At 37.1% G+C, this 19,232-nt stretch carries 16 protein-coding genes; all 16 read right to left on the bottom strand.

The window, feature by feature from the left end:
• Nucleotides 1–132: 132 nt before the first annotated feature.
• Nucleotides 133–807 (bottom strand): redox-sensing transcriptional repressor Rex, encoded by a 675-nt coding sequence (locus tag GSA01S_RS04635; RefSeq protein WP_066125313.1) that lies wholly within the window; start codon nt 805–807, stop codon nt 133–135.
• Nucleotides 808–1,273: 466 nt separating this feature from the next.
• On the bottom strand, nt 1,274–2,995 hold the full coding sequence (locus GSA01S_RS04630) for a phospho-sugar mutase (protein WP_066125310.1): 1,722 nt from the start codon (nt 2,993–2,995) through the stop codon (nt 1,274–1,276).
• Between the two features lie 79 nt (nt 2,996–3,074).
• Nucleotides 3,075–3,719, bottom strand: a complete 645-nt coding sequence (pcp, locus tag GSA01S_RS04625) for a pyroglutamyl-peptidase I (RefSeq protein ID WP_066125315.1) — start codon at nt 3,717–3,719, stop codon at nt 3,075–3,077.
• A gap of 119 nt (nt 3,720–3,838) precedes the next feature.
• Nucleotides 3,839–4,780 (bottom strand): thioredoxin-disulfide reductase, encoded by a 942-nt coding sequence (gene trxB, locus GSA01S_RS04620; RefSeq protein ID WP_066125309.1) that lies wholly within the window; start codon nt 4,778–4,780, stop codon nt 3,839–3,841.
• Nucleotides 4,781–5,108: 328 nt separating this feature from the next.
• Nucleotides 5,109–6,128, bottom strand: coding sequence for an NAD(P)H-dependent glycerol-3-phosphate dehydrogenase (locus GSA01S_RS04615; protein ID WP_066125307.1), 1,020 nt, complete (start codon nt 6,126–6,128; stop codon nt 5,109–5,111).
• 12 nt (nt 6,129–6,140) lie between these two features.
• Complete coding sequence (lgt, locus tag GSA01S_RS04610; protein ID WP_066125306.1) at nt 6,141–6,953, bottom strand: prolipoprotein diacylglyceryl transferase; 813 nt, start codon at nt 6,951–6,953, stop codon at nt 6,141–6,143.
• Nucleotides 6,954–6,970: 17 nt separating this feature from the next.
• Complete coding sequence (gene hprK / locus GSA01S_RS04605; RefSeq protein WP_066125304.1) at nt 6,971–7,897, bottom strand: HPr(Ser) kinase/phosphatase; 927 nt, start codon at nt 7,895–7,897, stop codon at nt 6,971–6,973.
• Nucleotides 7,898–8,021: 124 nt separating this feature from the next.
• Nucleotides 8,022–9,242, bottom strand: coding sequence for an MATE family efflux transporter (locus tag GSA01S_RS04600; protein WP_217994629.1), 1,221 nt, complete (start codon nt 9,240–9,242; stop codon nt 8,022–8,024).
• The gene (locus GSA01S_RS10965) at nt 9,208–9,402 is read right to left on the bottom strand and encodes a hypothetical protein (RefSeq protein ID WP_217994628.1); all 195 of its coding nucleotides are present in this window, start codon (nt 9,400–9,402) and stop codon (nt 9,208–9,210) included. Before GSA01S_RS10965 ends, GSA01S_RS04600 begins: the two co-directional genes overlap by 35 nt.
• Before the next feature lie 383 nt (nt 9,403–9,785).
• The gene (locus GSA01S_RS04595; protein WP_066125303.1) at nt 9,786–10,133 is read right to left on the bottom strand and encodes a PspC domain-containing protein; all 348 of its coding nucleotides are present in this window, start codon (nt 10,131–10,133) and stop codon (nt 9,786–9,788) included.
• 13 nt (nt 10,134–10,146) lie between these two features.
• On the bottom strand, nt 10,147–10,335 hold the full coding sequence (locus GSA01S_RS04590) for a PspC domain-containing protein (protein WP_066125301.1): 189 nt from the start codon (nt 10,333–10,335) through the stop codon (nt 10,147–10,149).
• Nucleotides 10,336–10,345: 10 nt separating this feature from the next.
• Complete coding sequence (locus tag GSA01S_RS04585) at nt 10,346–11,782, bottom strand: DUF4097 family beta strand repeat-containing protein (RefSeq protein WP_066125300.1); 1,437 nt, start codon at nt 11,780–11,782, stop codon at nt 10,346–10,348.
• Between the two features lie 588 nt (nt 11,783–12,370).
• Nucleotides 12,371–15,199: an excinuclease ABC subunit UvrA gene (uvrA, locus tag GSA01S_RS04580; RefSeq protein ID WP_066125299.1), complete on the bottom strand. Its 2,829-nt coding sequence runs from the start codon at nt 15,197–15,199 to the stop codon at nt 12,371–12,373.
• A gap of 184 nt (nt 15,200–15,383) precedes the next feature.
• Complete coding sequence (locus GSA01S_RS04575) at nt 15,384–16,937, bottom strand: malonate decarboxylase subunit alpha (protein WP_066125298.1); 1,554 nt, start codon at nt 16,935–16,937, stop codon at nt 15,384–15,386.
• A gap of 222 nt (nt 16,938–17,159) precedes the next feature.
• Nucleotides 17,160–18,131, bottom strand: coding sequence for an NAD(P)H-dependent flavin oxidoreductase (locus GSA01S_RS04570; protein ID WP_066125296.1), 972 nt, complete (start codon nt 18,129–18,131; stop codon nt 17,160–17,162).
• A gap of 32 nt (nt 18,132–18,163) precedes the next feature.
• Nucleotides 18,164–19,108 carry a LysR family transcriptional regulator gene (locus GSA01S_RS04565; protein ID WP_066125294.1) on the bottom strand — a complete coding sequence of 315 codons (945 nt, stop codon included), beginning with the start codon at nt 19,106–19,108 and terminating at the stop codon, nt 18,164–18,166.
• Nucleotides 19,109–19,232 lie beyond the last annotated feature (124 nt).

Raw genomic sequence — 19,232 nt, 5'->3', positions numbered from 1 at the left:
CGAAAATCAACTGATTTTCACTTCTTGCCCACTCCCATTCACACCATTTGACAAAGAGCAAAAAAAGTAGGTAGGAAGTAGAAAATCTCAAAATTTTCCCTTCGGCTACCTACTCAACTATTATTTACCAAGTTAAAATGAGAAATTATATGGAACATCCATATAGTCATCATCATCATTTTCAATGTTACTATCGATGAAATATAATAGCGTTTGAAGTTCTGTCGTTAAGTCAACATTTTGAATTCTGACCGATTTCGGCACATCAAATCGAAGTGGCGTAAAATTCATAATTCCTTTAATGCCTACATTAACGAGACGTTCCACTACTTTTGGTGCTACTTCCTGAGGAACAGTTAAAATGACCACTTCAATTGCTTGGGCTTCGATTTGTTCTTCTAATTCATCCATGGAATAAACTGGAACTCCAGATAATATTTTTCCAATTAAGTCTTGATTAACGTCAAATGCTGCCCCAATACGCACATTATTATTTTTTCTAAAATTATAATTTAATAAAGCATTACCTAAATGGCCAACACCAATCAAACCGATTGAAGTTAAGCGATCTTGATTCAATGCCTTACTAAAGAAATCTAATAAATAATCTACATCATAGCCATAGCCACGTTTTCCTAATGCCCCAAAATAAGAAAAATCGCGTCGAATGGTTGCACTATCAACTCTCACGGCTTCACTTAATTCAGTTGATGAAATTCTCTTTTTCCCTGCATTATGTAAAAATCGTAAATAGCGATGGTAGATTGGTAATCGCTTGGCAGTCGCTTTTGGTATATCCTTGTGCATAATTTCCCCTACCTTTTCACTAATCTAATGTTATAAACTATTATAACTATCAAGATTATAACAAAACTTCACAAAGATAGCTAGTGACTTTTACTTATTTGTATATAAAATCACAATTACTTTCGTAAAAGATTCATTATCTTATAAGATGATTATGGAAGCTATCGTAAGAGTGTTATGAGGTCAGGCAGAAACTTTAAAAATTATATTTGGTTTCTGCTAATTCTTTTAGAGCGTAAAGTCAGTGGCCTCAACTTGACTCTTCAATAGACAGAGCATCGAGGCTGGGCAAAACTTTTTAAATTCTGTTCAGGCATATCTATTTATTTCAAAGCGCAGTGGTCGAGTGGCCTCAACTATGCGGGGGGAACAGATGAATCGAATACCAATTAAAATTCAACTTCTTACCCGCTCTCATAAGAAAAAAACTGAGTAGAAGTTACTAAATTTCTACTCAGTATTATTGCTATTCTCCAATTAATTCTTGAATCGCTGTTTCTAATTTTTCTGCTTTTTCTTCTACTTCAACTTTAGATTGACCGGTTGTTCCTAAATATAATTTAATTTTAGGCTCTGTACCACTTGGTCTAAAGGCAACCCAACTGCCATCTGCTAAAGTATATTTTAAAGCATCAGATGATGGGTACGCTAATTGACGTTCTTTACCATCGCTTAACTTTAATGTTCCAGCTAAATAATCAGCCGTTTTTTCAACTGCGAGTCCACCCATTTCTGAGATACCTTCTTGACGAATATTCGCCATTAATTCTTTCATTTTTGCTTGACCAGATAACCCTGGGAAAGACAGTGAAATCGTCTTTTCATAGAAATGACCATATTTTTCATACATTTGGTTAATCGCATCTGCTAAAGTGCGACCTTCTTTCTTATGATAAGCTGTTAATTCAGCTAACACTACTAATGCTTGAATCGCGTCCTTATCACGTACAAATGGCTTGATTAAGTAACCGTAACTTTCTTCAAACCCCATTAGGAATGTATGTTCACCTGTTTCTTCGTATTGTTGAATTTTTTCTGCAATGAACTTAAATCCAGTTAATACTTCTACCATCGTTAGGCCATAACTTTCCATAATGGCATCCGCTAAATTAGTCGAAACAATTGATTTAACAGCTGCACCATTTTCAGGTAGTGCTCCTTTATGCTGTAAGGCGTTTAAAATATAGTCTAACATCAATGAAGCAATTTGGTTCCCGGTAATTAATTGATAGGTTCCATCCGCCGTTTTTACTTTTGCTCCTAAGCGATCTGCATCTGGGTCTGTCGCTAAAATAATATCAGCATCCACTTTAACCGCCAATTCTTCGGCTAAATCGAAAGCGGCATCAGATTCTGGGTTAGGTGATGCAACAGTTGAGAAATCGCCATCTGGTTTTGCTTGTGCTTCTACCACCTTAATATCTTTGAAACCGGCTTGTTCTAAAGCTTTCATCCCTAAATATAAACCTGTTCCATGTAATGGTGTATAAACAATATTGACTTGGTCAGCCATTTCATTGACTAATTCTTGATTAATGGTCACAGCTTTCATTTCTTCTAAATAAGCTTGATCCACAAGATCGCCAATAATCTCAATAATTCCTGAACCTAACAATTCAGTTTTATTACCGACTTCAACCGTTAATGGATTCTCAATCGCACGTACATATTTCGTTAAATTGTCTGCATCTTCTGGTGGCATTTGTCCACCATCCGCGCCATATACCTTATAACCATTATACTCTGCTGGGTTATGACTGGCTGTAATCATGATACCAGCGAAGGCATTTAAATGTCTCACAGCAAATGAAAGAACCGGTGTCGGTCTTAAACTTTCATACACATAACTCTTAATCCCTTGTTTCCCTAAAACAAGAGCGGCTTCCATTGCAAATTCTGGAGAAAAATGTCGTGAATCATAAGCGATAGCGACACCACGTTTTTTTGCTTCCTCACCATTTTCAATGATTAATTGCGCTAATCCTGCTGTCGCTTGACGAACTGTGTAAAGGTTCATACGGTTAGGTCCTGCACCTAATACACCACGCATACCAGCCGTTCCAAAACTTAAACTAGTTGAGAATGCATCTTCAAAAGTTGCTTCATCCATACTTTCGATTTCTGATCGAAGTGCTTCATCTAAACCATCAAAATTTTTCCACGTTTCCAACGTATTATGCCATGACATACGTTATCACTCCTCTCGTTTCGCTTTCAGTATACCATGATTTTCAAAAAACTACTATAAAAATTTATAATAGTGCTTTTTAGACTTCTGTTCCTCCAGTAATTTTGAGGTCATGCTGATTTTTAATAATCGTTGCTAAAGTGATTTCAATCGCTTTTACTATCTGCTCCAATGACATCGAAGGCTGATTGGGTTGGTCTACGACTTGACTAGGTAAATATGGAATATGCATAAATCCACCAATAACATTCGCTTTTTGAGACGCTAATGTATCTAATAAGTAATACATTAAATGATTGCAGACAAAGGTCCCTGCTGAATTAGAAACAATAGCTGGAATTTGATGTTGTTTTAGCGCTTGAACGATACGCTTGATGGGTAATGTGCTAAAGTAAGCAGGTGAGCCTTGGGGATTAATCACTTCATCAATCGGTTGGTTGCCTTCATTATCCGGTATGCGGGCATCATCCATGTTAATGGCGACTCTTTCTAAAGAAATTGCTGAACGTCCTCCGGCTTGTCCTACTAAGAGCACCGCGTCCGGTTGTTCTTTCAGCAAATAATCTTGTAATAAGCGACCACTTTTATGAAATACGGTTGGTATTTCATATGTTACAATTTGAGTATCATTAATCAACATTGGCAATCGTTTAATCGCCTCTAGTGCTGGATTAATCTGTTCGCCACCAAATGGATCAAACCCTGTTACCAGTATTTTCTTCATCATACTTTCTCTCCTTAACAAAGAAAAAAGTGTCGTAATGATTAAAATAGAAAATGAAAATCTTAGTTTCCACTGCTATTGTTAATCATTGCAACACTCCTTCTTATCGTATTATTTGCTTAATCTTTTAAACTCATTAAGTATTGATAAGCCATGTGTCCAGCTTGACTACCATCGCCAACGGCAGTCGCAATTTGGCGTAAGTTAGTGTGACGTACATCGCCAACAGCGAACAAACCTGGTACGCTTGTTTCCATTTGATTATTGGTCACAATCCATCCCTCTTCATTAGTAACATTCAATTCTTTTACAGTATCAGAGTTTGGTATTAATCCAACATACACAAACACACCATCGGCTTCAATTGTACTGGTTTCATCGGTCTTTACATTGCGGACTTTTACACCTTCGACATTATTTTCACCGATAATTTCTTCAACTACAGTGTCCCAAACGAAATTCACTTTTTCATTCGCAAAGGCTCTATTTTGCAATACTTTTTGCGCACGCAACTCATCTCGACGATGAATAATCGTTACTTTGTCAGCAAACTGTGTTAAATAAGTTCCCTCTTCAACAGCAGAATCACCGCCTCCTACGACGATAACATGACGATTTCTAAAGAAGAAGCCATCACAGACCGCGCAATAAGAAACACCTTTACCCGCTAACAGTTCTTCACCTGGCACACCAAGTTTTCGATGATTAGCTCCCGTCGCAACAATAACGACTGGCGCTTGATAGATTGTTTTGCTGGTGTGGATCTTTTTAGTTAAGGCATCGATTTCTATTTTTTCCACATCGCCATAAATATGCTCTGCCCCGAAAGCCATAGCACTTTCAAAAATATGGTTCGCCAATTCAGGTCCACTAATTAATTTAAATCCAGGATAGTTTTCAACATCGGCAGTATTGTTTATCTCGCCACCTGGCATCCCTTTTTCAATAATAATCGTTTCTAAATTTGCTCTTGAAGCATACAATGCGGCCGTTAGTCCTCCTGGACCAGCTCCGACAATGATGACATCGGCCTGAACAATCTCTTTATCTACAGTTGTCATTCGTTTCACACTTTCTATTTTGATTTCTTATCCATCTTACCACGAGTATTCACTTTTGAATATTTTTTTGCTTGATTGCAAACTGACTAAAAAGAGTAGGCTAGACGTAGAAAATTCAAGGAATTTCACTTCGCTAGCCCACCCCGTATAATTTCGCCATAAAAAACTATTTTATAATCTTCACTTTGATATGCAGCGAATTGCAATCCAGTTAGAATAGAATTCTCTCGAATTGCTACGCGTTTTCCGCTCAACCTTTTGTTTGTATTTTCACAGCATTTGATTCAATCATAAGGTCCAAACCTGAACCAGATGGTAATCAACTCACTTAATCTTGACTGATTGCTTCTTGTTTACCTTCGCGCAACATTAATCCTTCAACTGCCTCGCGTACTGGAACTCCTTGATACAAGGCTGAATAAATAGCATTGGTAATGGGCATTTCCACTTGCTCTTCTTTAGCTAAATCATAGGCCACCGCTGTCGTCGTGATACCCTCTACTACCATATCAATTTCTTGAGCAACCTCTTCTTTAGTCAGACCTTGAGCTAATAAGTTTCCTGCTTGCCAGTTACGGGAATGAGGACTCGTACAAGTGACCACTAAATCGCCTACACCACTTAGTCCTAAAAATGTCAATGGATCCGCCCCTAATTTGACCCCTAAACGGGTAATCTCAGCTAACCCACGAGTCACCAGCCCCGCTTTGGCATTATCGCCATAACCTAAGCCCACTAAAATCCCTGCTCCTAAGGCAATGATATTTTTTAACGCTGCTCCTAGTTCAACACCCAATACATCTTGATTCGTATACACTCTAAAATACTGATTCATAAAGAGTGCTTGGACTTTTTGTGCCACCTTAAGATTCTCGCTAGCAGCCGTAACCGTTGTTAAATCTCGGCGCGCGACTTCTTCAGCATGACTCGGTCCAGAAAGCACCACTGGTTCTGGATAACCTTGCGCTTTTAACACTTCTTCAATGACTTGAGTCATTCGTAAATGCGTGTGAGGTTCCAATCCTTTAGTAGCGTGAATGATTAGCGGTTTAGTGGATTGATCTTGAAGAACTGCTTCGATTCGTTGAACGATTTCTCTCATTGCATGTGTTGGAATCACAATCAAAATAGCTTCAGCACGTTGGACAGCAGCTTCAAAATCATCAGTCGCTACTAATGTCGTTGGTAAATGAGTCTTTTTTAAATAACGACTATTAGTATGATCTTGATTAATTTCCTCAACGACACGTAAATCTCGTCCCCAAATTAATACTTCATGATTGTTTTCCGCCAGTACTTTAGCTAAAGCCGTTCCCCAAGAACCCGTTCCTAAAACTGTTACTTTCACGATAAAAACCTCCTAATATCGGTTGTCAGTATAATCCGATACCAACAAATCTTTTCTTCGCCATAAAATAAAGACAATCGATAAGATGACAAACACTCCCGCTAACCATTGAGAAACACGCAATGGTCCTAAATAGAGACTATCTGTACGCATCCCTTCTATTACCATTCGACCAAGACCATACCACAATAAATAGCCTGCTGCGACTTCGCCATCTTTTAAAAATCCTGGAATTCGTCTCAAAATAATTAAAATGATAAATCCGAGAAAATTCCATACCGATTCATATAAAAAGGTTGGATGATGGTACGCGCCGTTAATATGCATTTGTTCAATTAACCATTCGGGTAATCTTAATTTCTCTAAAAAATCACGAGAAACTTCATAGCCGTAAGCTTCTTGGTTCATAAAGTTTCCCCAACGACCAATGACTTGCGACAATAATACACCAGGAGCGGCAACGTCTAGCGTAGTAATGAATGGCAATTGATATTTCTTCGTTAGCCAATAGATTGTCATAATACCAGCAAGTACTCCTCCATAAATCGCAATGCCACCTTCCCAAATACTAAAAATATGGGTTGGATTCGCTAAGTAAAAATCTAATCTAAAGAGTACATAATAAATTCTTGCACCAATAAACCCGATGATAATTGTCCAAAAAATTAAATCTGACATTTTTTCACCATCAAGTTGTTTTTTTCGCGCCTCAGCACCAATTAATAGATAGGCTAAAAGTATTCCTAACCCAATAATGATGCCATACCAATGAACTGGCCAACCAAATAATTCAAAAGCAATAGGCGACAATTGTCCTAATATCATCCGTTGATCAAAACTCCTTATTGGTTATTTTTGCGAATTAATTCATCTAATTTACGATTAAATGCTTCCGTAGCATTATAACCCAAAGAATTCGCACGGAAATTCATAGCAGCTGATTCAATGATAGCCGCTAAGTTACGACCCGTTTTAACTGGGATACGTACTTTTGGTACTAACACATCAAAAATCTGCTCCGTTTCTCGTTTAGAACCTAAGCGATCATATTCTACGGTACCATCATCTAACACTAAGTCGATAATTAATTCCAATCGTTTAGAACGACGAATAGCTGAAACACCATATAAATTCATGACATCAATAATTCCTAATCCACGAATCTCTAATAGATTTTCTAAAATTTCAGGCGCTTCACCGACAAGCGTTAATTCATCAATCATAAATAATTCAACACGATCATCAGCGATTAAACGGTGGCCTCTTTGTACCAATTCTAAGGCTGTTTCTGATTTACCTACACCACTTGAACCGACTAACATAACCCCCATCCCAAACACTTCTACAAAAACCCCATGCTTTGATAAACGTTCAGCTAATTGCCCTTCTAAAAAATTAGTTAAATTAGCATGCACACGTCCTGTTTTGGATGGCGCTCCTAAAATAGGCATTCCCACTCGGGTTGCTACCGGGATTATTTCTTCCGGAACCTTTTCCATATGAGTAAAAATAACCGCCGGTGTGTTCGGCTGAATCATTCTTTCAAATATTTCGACACGTTCTTGAGAGGATTTGGAATTTAAAAAACGGGACTCTGTACGGCCAATTAATTGAATTCTATCTGCATGATAGAATTCTGAATAACCTGATAAGATTAAACCCGGTCTTGAAACTTCACTTATCGTTACTTCACGATCACCAAAATCTTCTCCAAAAATAAAATTTACATTTAATGTTTCTACAATCTCATTAACCGTCACTGAATTCATGGCGGGACCTCCAACGTTTATTATTTAATTTGATGGTATCATAATTACCTTGATTTCGCTACACATTTATCATCTTAGTGTTACGCATAGTGATAATTTTAACTCACTGATTTAACACTCTGTTTTAAATAACATTAAAGTTTTTCCATTTACCACTTCGATAACGCAATTCTATAAAAACAGCTCTGAATATCCAATCAAAGCACATCGCAAAAGTAACCCCGATTACTCCCCATTGTAACCAAATACCTAATATAATTGAGAACACGACCCTTACGACAAAAGTCGCTAAAATAGAAACGTACATCGCATATTTTACGTCCTCCGCAGCCCTTAACCCACTGGATAAAGCGAATGCCGAAGGATGCATCAAAAAGTTAAAGAAATTATGAATCAAACATAAAATAATTACTAAACGCGTCGTTTCCGGCGTTAGACTATAAAAAGTTAAAATAAAGGGCATCATCGCTGTAAAGACAGCATTCCAAATAAAACATCCTACATAAGCGATACGACTTAATTTTTTAAAATAATAATCAGCTGCCTGATAATCACCAGCACCAATACATTGACCAATAACGGTTATAAAAGCAGGTCCCATCGATAAAGAAAATAAAGCAGACACCGACCAAAAACTTTGTCCAATGCCATTAGCAGCTATTTGAACCGTGCCAAACATCGCGACGATACTCGATAAAGCCACTTTGGATAGATTCAATAATCCTTGTTCTACACCATTTGGTACGGCAATGTGGACAATCCGTTTAACCATTGCTGAATCATATTTAAAAATATCTGAAAACTGATAAAAGACGACACGATCTTTTTTGCTACAGACATATAACATAATAGCAGTCGCAATCACCCGTGACACTAATGAAGGAATCGCCACCCCGGCTACTCCGGCATGAAAAACAAAAATTCCTAAATAATTGCCTACAACATTCAAAATATTCATGATTATGGAAACACGCATCGTTGTTTTAGTGTCGGACATACTTCTTAAAATAGAAGAACAAGCGTTATAAACCGCAATGGCTGGCAATGATAAAGTCGTGATAAAAAGATAGATTAAGCAGGCCGACATCACATCAGCTTCTACTCGACCGAATAATACCCTTAGGATTGGTTCATCAAAAGCTAAAATTATGATGGCCACACCAATCGATATCGCTAATGACAACATGATTAACTGACTTGCAGATAATACTGCATTCCTTTTTTCTTGGCGTCCGATATATTGACTAATCACAACCGCACCACCGGCTGCTAAAGCCGCAAAGACAGATAAAAAGACGGCATTAATTTGGTTAACCAGAGCAACCCCCTGAAACAGCAGCTTCACCTGCATAAGAGACCATCAATGTATCCATTAAGCCTACTACTAACATTAAGAATTGCTCAATTAAAATAGGGATTATGAGCATTTTCAATTGTTCATTAGTAAATATTTTTTGTTGTTCTTCGATTGTAAAGTTCTTCGGTTCAATTAATTTTGCTAGCATAAGATTAAGGATGTCCTCTCATTTTTTACGTCTATTGTATATAAAATTATAGCCTAACAATTAGGAATTGAGCAAGAATATCATTTAGCTTACGCCTACACCTTCTTGGTAGCTGATTAATCCATAATCCAACATTAGAAACTTTTTTACATTCATCGCTCAAATTGAAAAAAGCATTGCTGCTCTCGCTCTTATTGTCATTTTACGTTCGGAAAATTGTTAATTTTTCTCACAAAAAACCGCTTCGGTCTCCTTCGATAAGGTCCTAAAGCGGTAGCGTTTATTACGCAAACATCAGCATTTTCTTAATATTTTCACAATCCAATTTATTTCATGAGGAAATTTAATTTTAGATACTGACATCTGTTATATTATTAAATTTACTAAAAGTCACTCCACACATCTTCATCGACTGGTGTCACATCTTTTGGTTGATTGCCTTGTGGTCGTTGTGAAAAACTTGCTGAATTTGAGCGTTCACGACGGTTGCGATAAACATACCCATCATTTGTTCTTGTTTGATTGAATGGTCGTGAACTAGCGTTTACTTGATAATCATATGGTAAAATAAACGCTAAAATCATATAAGGCATAAAACCTACACCAAAAACAAAGAACGCAATACCGAAAATTAATCTAACTGCTGTTACATCAATATTAAAGTATTCTGCTAATCCACCACATACACCCATTATTTGTTTATTAGTAGATGATTTATATAATCGTTTCATTTTTCTTTCACCCCTATTTGCGATTGCTAAAAGTAATAATTGCCCATAATATGAAGTAAATACCTAAGCCTGTTCCACGGTAAAAGAATACCGCTGCAAAAATTAAGCGAATCCAGGTTGGGTCAACTTCAAAATAGTTTCCTAAACCACCACATACACCTAATAAGATGCGGTCGCTTTGAGATAATTGTAATTTTTTCATTAAAACCCTCCTAGTCCTTTAAATAAATATTGCCGCTTGTAGAAGCAATCGTTAACTTAATCAAATCATGTTCACCATCAACTTGGCGGCCGATATGGCTTCCAGTCTGATTAACATTGTTTAATCGGTGATGAACTTCACCATAAGTAGATTCCGCCTCAATTTCTAGATTAGTCATTTGAGGAACTGCTATTTTAATATCACCAGATAATGTTTTCGCATTAATAATAGAGCCCTCACTATTTGTTTTGGTAATCACGATATCGCCATTGACTGCATCAACTTTTAAGTTACCTACTTGATCTACATAGCGTAAATTTCCATTTAAAACATGATAGTCGATGTCATTAATTTCAGAAGCTTTAATTTTAAAGTCTCCATTATAACCGTCATATACTAATAGATCAGCGGTAATATTGGCTACTTCATTATCTCCGTTTTTTGATGATAATTTAACTTCTTTGGCTTTTAGGTCCTTTAAAGAGACATCGCCATTAATTGTATCAATGAATAATTCTGAAAATACTTTTGATGGAACTTTCACCAGTGTTTCTACCGCAACACGTGGGTTCATCATATTGATAATTAATTTATCCGTTGCGCCGTCAATGGTACTTAATGATTCGAAGGCTGCAATATTATCTACTTCTTCTTTACCATATAAAACGATATCGAGGTCAACAATAATATTATCTTGTGGATGAGTTTCAACTTTAACATTACCATTTAAAATTTTAACTTCTATCTTATCAATATCTGTTGCATCAAATTGGTATTGGTGTGCAAAACTTTGTGATTTCACCCATGGTACATTCACATTAAATTCTTTCATATCAAAGTTTGAAGCCCAATCTTTGACATAACCCATAATCGTTTTTTGTAAGTTTTTCCCTTCTTTTTTGGCCTCTTCACCAAAGTTTTTGGCAGCTTTGGTGACTTGTTCAGTTGTATCTTCTACCATTTTTTTAATTTGCGATTGAGTATTTTGTCTCATTTCTTGACGTTTGATATCAATTTCGATGGACAGCTCTTCAATTTCCGCTTCTAAATGATCTATTTTCGCCATCAAATTCGCTTGTTGCGTTTTCATGTCCTCTGTTAAATCATCTAATTCAGCAAAAATTTCTATTTCTCTTAAACGTTGCTCCGCAATCACTAATGCTTCTTGCTTCTTAGCTAATTCTTCACTGGCTTGTTCAAATTTTTCTTGAATGACTTGTTGTGCTTGTTCTTCTTGAACGTCTGTTGCTGGCGTTTGTGTTAATTGAGATGCTTCAACTTTTTCTTCAATATCTTTTTGTGCATTTTTATATTCTTCAATGAATTCATTACTTGTTACTTGAGCTTGATGATCATTTTTAGCGGCTGCTTCTAATAACTGCAAAGCTTCGTCCATTGAAATAACATTATTTTTAACTAATTCAATAATTCTTTCTTTTTCTGTCATTTTTAATTCCTCCTATGGATATATCTGGCATTCTTACCCTACAACTATATTATGCCAACTATTTACCTGAAATGCATAGGTCCCTAGACTGATTCTTTACTTTTTCCTAAAAAAAGTAGGCTAACAGTCAAAATCTGATAGATTCTAACTGCTTCTGCCTACTCTATGCAATGATGTAACGATATAATAGGGGATTGGGCCAGAAGTAAAAAAAATGAATGATTATCACTTCGTCTACCTCCCTCATAGTTGAGAGTGAACAGGATGTATACATTCGAATGATTGTCACTTCGTCTACCTTCCCTCATATTTGATATTGGAAATGATGTAGACAGTCACTTTAACCGGGTACCAAGCACAATAGTCCTCAAACTAAAGAAATAAGACATAGTTGCTGTCCCTACTGCTCAACCACTGCGCCTGAAATAAACCCAATCGAACCACGCGTTCTTATTAAGTTTTAATCTAGCTTAAAAAAGTGAGATTATTGAGTTGGTAATGTAGGTGAAACCTAAGTGGATAATCTAAGTTTTGGCCCTGCTTTAAAAAGTTCGACCATTGAGTTGCTATCCAACTAAGAATAACATTTTATTGGTTTAAAATTTTCTTCAAATATTGGCCAGTATAACTACCTTTAACTTCTGCTACTTCTTCCGGAGTCCCGGTTGCAACTACTTGACCACCGCCAACGCCACCTTCCGGCCCCATATCAATGATATAATCTGCTGTCTTAATCACATCTAAATTATGTTCAATGATAACCGCTGTATTGCCCGCTTCAACTAAGCGTTCAATCACTGCCAACAACTTCTTAATATCATGTGGATGCAATCCAGTTGTCGGTTCATCTAAAATATAGAAGGTATTACCAGTGGAAACACGTTGTAATTCCGACGCCAATTTCATCCGTTGAGCCTCTCCACCGGATAAGGTCGTAGCCGATTGACCCAATGTGACATAACCTAAACCGACATCTAACAAGGTTTGTAATTTACGAGCAATTTTTGGCTGTGCTTGGAAAAATTCAACTGCGTCTTCTACTGTCATCTCTAAAACATCGCTAATGTTTTTACCTTTAAATTTAATTTCCAATGTTTCTGAATTATAACGTTTACCATGGCATACTTCACATGGCACATAAACATCAGGTAAGAAATGCATTTCAATTTTATTAATACCGCCACCCGAACATGCTTCGCAACGGCCACCTTTCACATTGAAACTAAAACGCCCTTTATTATAGCCATGTAATTTCGCATCATTTGTTTGAGCAAATAATTCACGAATATCATCAAAAACACCTGTATAAGTTGCTGGGTTAGAACGCGGTGTGCGCCCAATTGGACTTTGGTCAATATCAATCATCTTATCGAGACCTTCGTAACCCTCGATTGAACTAAACTTACCTGGACGTTCTTTGGTACTAGTTAATAACTGTGCTAAGGCTGTCTTTAAAACGGCATTCACTAAACTACTTTTCCCTGAACCGGATACACCGGTCACACAAGTTAAGCGACCAATCGGAAAACTCACATCGATATTTTTAAGGTTATTATGTTCGGCTCCTTTAACCGTTACCCATCCTTTATCTTCTTGTCTGCGCTCTTTGGGGATGTCAATTTTTTCCTTCCCTGATAAATACTTTCCTGTTAAAGAATTTGGGTTCGCCATGACTTCTTTTGGTGTCCCAGCCGCCACTACTTCGCCACCTCTAGCACCTGCACCAGGTCCCATATCAATTAAATAATCTGCCTCTAACATCGTTTCATCATCATGTTCAACGACCACGAGTGTATTACCTAAATCACGCATTTTATGTAATGAGTCAATTAAGCGAGCATTATCACGTTGATGTAAACCAATCGAGGGTTCATCTAAAATGTATAAGACGCCACTTAAATTGGATCCTATTTGGGTTGCTAAACGAATCCGTTGCGCTTCCCCACCAGATAATGACCCTGCGACTCGATCTAAAGTTAAATATTCTAGTCCTACACTGTTTAAGAAGCTTAAACGGTCACTTATTTCTTTAATGATGGGTTTAGCAATCATCTCTTTAGCAGTGTCAAATGTTAACTGTTCAACATAATCCGCTGCATCATGAATGGATAAATTGGTAAACTCTGCGATGTTTTTATCGCCAACATAGACTGATAAAGCTTCCGGATTGAGACGTTGCCCCTTACATACAGGGCAAGCTAACTCATGCATATATTGCGCCATAACGTCCCGTGTATAATCTGAACTTGTTTCTTGATAACGACGCTCAACATTATTCACAACCCCTTCAAAAACCGTATCACTGGTTCGTTTTTTGCCGCCACCCATCATTGGGGTGTAGGTAAATTTAAAGGTCGTATTAGGAGCACCGTACTTCAAAACTTGCTGATGTTCAGCTGATAAATCCTTGTATGGCACATCCATCGGAATGCCATAACTTTTAGCAAATTGCTCAAGCATCGATGGATAATAATTAGAACTAATCGGATTCCATGGAGCAAAAGCTCCTTCTTCCAAGGTTAAATTTGGATCGGGTACGATTAAACTCTCATCCGCAGTTAAGCGTGAACCTAATCCATCACATGAAGGGCAGGCTCCAAATGGTGCATTGAACGAGAATAAACGTGGCTCTAACTCAGAAACCGAAAAATCACAGTGTGGACAAGCATAATGTTCATTGAAATAGATTGGCTCTTCTCCTATGACATCCACTTCTAAATAGCCACCTGAATAGCGTAAAGCTGTTTCTACAGAATCAAATAAACGTGAACGAATATCTTCTTTGATCACAATACGGTCAATTACCAAATCAATCGAATGTTTTAAGTTCTTCGATAGTTCTGGAACTTCTGTAACATCATATATTTCGCCATCAACTCTAATCCGCACGAAACCATCTTTAATGATTTTTTCAATTACTTTCTTATGTTGTCCTTTTTGATTACGGACCACTGGACTCATAAGCTGAATTCGTGTTCTCTCTGGTAATTCTAAAATACGATCGACCATTTGTTCAGGTGATTGTCTTTCGATTGGAATATGGTGTGTTGGACAATACGGCGTTCCTACTCTTGCATAAAGCAGACGTAAGTAGTCATTGATTTCAGTCGCTGTTCCGACCGTCGAACGTGGATTATGACTGGTAGTTTTTTGATCAATGGAGATTGCAGGACTTAAACCTTCAATGGAATCGACATCCGGCTTATCCATCCCACCTAAAAATTGACGTGCGTAAGCAGATAAACTCTCAACATATCGTCTTTGCCCTTCAGCATATAAAGTATCAAAGGCTAACGAACTTTTCCCAGATCCTGATAAGCCCGTTACCACGACTAATTTATCACGTGGTATTTCAAGGTTAATATTTTTTAAATTATGTGAACGAGCGCCTTTTACTATTATTTTATCGTTTGCCACTAAAGCGACTCCTCTCTATTTGGATTCTTCTCTATTATATCACTAACAGTCTCGATTTTCTCATTTGATGCTATTCACTGCTGCTGCTTTATTTATTTTCAAAAAAAAAAGCGCAAGTTAATATATGGAAGCTTTGCTTAAACGAAGCCTCCATACACCTTCTTGCACTCATCATCACGCGATTTTACTCTAAAGTTAATTGCCAATCTTCAGCAAATAAAGCCGGATCCATTATTTTTAAATGTTTAGATACTTTAATCGACCAAGGTATTAAATCTAGTATGTCGCCTTGTAAATCGATTCCCTCAGCTATTTCCATTAAAACAAATTGCCCTTGATTATCAATTTCAAACACCGCTCGTTCTGTAATCAAAATGATTTTTTTACCGAGAGACTTCATATAATGACTCGAAAAATTGGATAATGGTAAAGATTCAACAAATTTCGTGGCATAACCTTCTTTTTGAATGATCAATTGCTGATTTTCAATCGTCAATTCTGCTTTTACTGTGAAAGAGCCGACAAAAACTATTTTATCAGCACCTTGCACGATATCTAACATGCCACCCGGACCATTTAACGTTCCATTTAAATAAGTTGAATTCATTTCCCCTTTTTGATTAAATTGACCGAAGCCTAATACCGTCGTATCAATACCGCCACCGTGGTAATACTCAAATAAAGACTGACTCGGGATAATCGATTCGGCATTGTAATTCATTCCGAAGTCTAAACCTGGCACCGGCATACCGCCAATTGAGCCTAAATCAACGCTTAAATGAATCTGATCAATTAAATGAGATTCTGAAATTATTTGACCAATATTAGCTGCTAACCCTACACCTACGTTGACAAAACTCTCTTTGGCTAATTCTTGGCTCGCTCTTCTTAAAATAACTTTACTCGGGGATAGTGGTAAATGATCATACTCGGATAATGGAACTCTTATTTCATTAGAAATGGCCGGATCGTATTGCGTTAGGACCGTTTGCATATGATACTTTTTATCTGCTACCACCACATAATCAACGAGCGCTCCTGGTACCACCACTTCTTTAGGAGGAATCGAGTAGTCTTCAACTACCTGTTCCACTTGCGCAATCACAATGCCGCCATTATTTTTCACAGCCGAAGCTATCGATAGGGCTTCTAAAACAAAAGGCTCACGTTTCAATGATAAATTTCCCCGAGTATCAGCATAAGACGCTTTAATAAAAGCAACATTAATAGGTAATGGTTGATAATGCAACCAACGTTCATCATTAAAATAGATTTCTTTGACCACATCTTCTTGTTGACGGGTTTTTTCGTTGAATTTTCCTCCTAAATATTTAGGATCAATAAAAGTTTCGGTTCCTACTTGACTAAATACGCCTACTCCACCACGCGCAGCATCACGATAGAGTTGTCCGATAATCCCCTGAGGCAAGTAATACATTTCAATCTCATTGTTTAAAACTGCTTCAATAGTGTTAGCTGAATAATATAAATAAGAGGTCGTGGCTCGTTTTAATAAGTTTGGATATAAAATATGATCGAGGCCTCTGCCAGGTCCGATGCCAATCCCTCCGGTCGTAATAAAAGACAAATCTCGTGGACTTTGATATTTTTGATAATATTCACCTAAACCCTTCAGTAATTGCTCTGGCAAACCGCCCATCCCTAATGAGGTCGTCGCAATATAAGCATAGTCCGGAATATGTTTCATTACTTCAATATAATGGCTAACTTTTGACATAATCTCCCCCCTAAAAAAACAAACCTCTTATCATACATACCGAATTTAGTACGGATAACAAGAGGAGTGTCGTATTGTATTTATTAGATTTAATGTTTTGATGCCAATCATCCAAAATTTTTTGTGTGATCAGATACCTCAAAAATCATTACATCTTATTGTTATCTTAAAAGGAATTGCAGTGATGACAAGTTCAAAGACATTCACTCTCAATTTAACTGGTTATTTTTTTACTAACGCAGTCATATATTCATGTGTCTTATAGAAATCTTCAATAACCTCTTTAACAATCTCCCCTGCTGGTTTAATTTCGCGCACACGGCCAATCCCTTGTCCAACAGATAATTGCGCATCATCAAACCGGCCTTCCATCATCGCAATATTGGATGCTTTGCCAGAAATCAGGGGCATCAATTCTTTAATCGTTGCGCCATTGCGTTCTGCTTCAAGAATACGTTCCGCTTGTTTATTTCTAACTACACGCATCGCATTTTTTAAAGATTTCATCGTTAAAATGGTTGCTGTTTCAGGTAATGTAATGGCTAATTCCTTATACTCTCTTGGTGCTACCACTTCCTCAGATGCTAAGAAACGCGTAGCCATTAGGACTCCGTCGACACCTAAGGACATCGCCGCATACATACTTTTACCATCCACAATACCACCAGCAGCTAAAACCGGTACAGTCAGCTCTTCAGCTGCTTTGGCCCATAAAATAGAGCCAGCTACTTGGTCTAGACCTGGGTGCCCTCCACCTTCAGTACCGATTACGGTAATGATATCCGCACCGTCTGCTTGAGCTGTTAAAGCATGTTTAATCGACGTAACCTTATGAATTATTGGAATACCCGCTTCTTTAATAGGTTTAATAAAGTTACCCGGTCTTTGTCCTGAAGTTTCGATTACTGGAACTTTTTCTTCAATTAAGATATTAATATATTCCAAAATCACTTCTGGAATCACTACTTCCGGTACCAGCGAAATATTAAAGCCAAATGGTTTGTCTGTTAAAGAACGGACTTTTCTAATTTCTTTACGTAATTCGTCTCCATTAGGAAAAGCCATTGCTGGAACTAATCCTAAACCGCCAGCATTGGATACTGCCGCTGCTAATTCAGCTAAAGACATATATTGCATCGAGCCTTGAACAATCGGGTATTCAATGCCCAATATCTCAGTTAATCTCGTTTTCATCGTTTTACCTCCTACCTTTAACGAAAATATCTCTAGTCTTCATTATCTAAAAAATTGTATTTCAACATATTTTTTTCATCATAAAAATTTTCCAAGACATTTTCAAAAACAAATGATTCGACAGAAGTATAACGCTCTTTACGAGGTCTCACTAACATCGGAATATAAGGTATTGGATCATTAAATCTTTTTTCTATTACACCGATATGATTTAAGCGCTTCTTAAACATTCCGAAATAGGCTGTCGGTAAGATTGCAATAATCTCACTATTAACGGTACATTCAATCATGTAATCCCATGAACCAGAAGTAAAAAGTAAGTTCTTTTTAGCTGTTTCACTCACTTTACTTGCGATACTATGATTCAATGTATATTTATCGGTGTAAGTGATATAAGGAAATGCCTCTAAATCAGACCATGATAAAATCCGCTTTTCAGCCAATGGATGTTTAGGATCCATAAAAGCTACCGCTTCTGTTCGCATCAATTGATACTGTTCAAAATTCTCTTCGTTTAATCCGGTTGGGTGAGTCAAGATAGCTATATCCAATACCTCATCCAATAACATTTGTCTTAATTCTAAACTACCTGCTTCAATAATTTCGACATATGCTTTAGGGTTTTCAATCATAAATTTTGGTAGAAACTTTGTAAAGAACAATCTTAAAAATGTTGGATGTCCGCCTAATTTAATTAACCCTTTTTTGATTTGAGACTCGCGTTCGATCACATTCTCTAAATTTTGATAGACATCAACGATTTCAACAGCTTTTGCATAGACATTTTTACCTGCACTACTCAGGCCAACGATGCGGCCATTTTTCCGTTGAAATAAATCAAAACCTTGTTGTTGTTCAAACTTTTTAATAAATTGACTTAAAGCGGACTGTGAAATAAATAATGATTGCGCCGCTGCTGTCAAATTAAAATCTCGGTTTACTATTTCAAGTAAATATTTTAAATGAATAATATCCATCCTTAGGCTCCTTAATTGTTTTCTTTAAGTATACCACCTAAGTCCGCACATTCTCTATGGGAGTGAGCAAGAAGTAGAAAATTAAATGATTTTCGCTTCGTCTGTTCACCACCGCACAGTTGAG

It is taken from the genome of Globicatella sanguinis NBRC 15551 (genome assembly GCF_001552295.1).
GTDB lineage: Bacteria > Bacillota > Bacilli > Lactobacillales > Aerococcaceae > Globicatella > Globicatella sanguinis.
This window is presented reverse-complemented; position numbering and strand designations above follow the sequence as displayed.

Coding starts and splice junctions, on each gene's coding strand:
- GSA01S_RS04635 (WP_066125313.1), bottom strand. CDS start 807: ATGCACAAGGATATACCAAAAGCGACTGCCAAGCGATTACCAATCTAC.
- GSA01S_RS04630 (WP_066125310.1), bottom strand. CDS start 2,995: ATGTCATGGCATAATACGTTGGAAACGTGGAAAAATTTTGATGGTTTA.
- pcp (WP_066125315.1), bottom strand. CDS start 3,719: ATGAAGAAAATACTGGTAACAGGGTTTGATCCATTTGGTGGCGAACAG.
- trxB (WP_066125309.1), bottom strand. CDS start 4,780: ATGACAACTGTAGATAAAGAGATTGTTCAGGCCGATGTCATCATTGTC.
- lgt (WP_066125306.1), bottom strand. CDS start 6,953: ATGATATTAGGACAATTGTCGCCTATTGCTTTTGAATTATTTGGTTGG.
- hprK (WP_066125304.1), bottom strand. CDS start 7,897: ATGAATTCAGTGACGGTTAATGAGATTGTAGAAACATTAAATGTAAAT.
- GSA01S_RS10965 (WP_217994628.1), bottom strand. CDS start 9,402: ATGCTAGCAAAATTAATTGAACCGAAGAACTTTACAATCGAAGAACAA.
- GSA01S_RS04595 (WP_066125303.1), bottom strand. CDS start 10,133: ATGAAACGATTATATAAATCATCTACTAATAAACAAATAATGGGTGTA.
- GSA01S_RS04590 (WP_066125301.1), bottom strand. CDS start 10,335: ATGAAAAAATTACAATTATCTCAAAGCGACCGCATCTTATTAGGTGTA.
- GSA01S_RS04585 (WP_066125300.1), bottom strand. CDS start 11,782: ATGACAGAAAAAGAAAGAATTATTGAATTAGTTAAAAATAATGTTATT.
- GSA01S_RS04575 (WP_066125298.1), bottom strand. CDS start 16,937: ATGTCAAAAGTTAGCCATTATATTGAAGTAATGAAACATATTCCGGAC.
- GSA01S_RS04570 (WP_066125296.1), bottom strand. CDS start 18,131: ATGAAAACGAGATTAACTGAGATATTGGGCATTGAATACCCGATTGTT.
- GSA01S_RS04565 (WP_066125294.1), bottom strand. CDS start 19,108: ATGGATATTATTCATTTAAAATATTTACTTGAAATAGTAAACCGAGAT.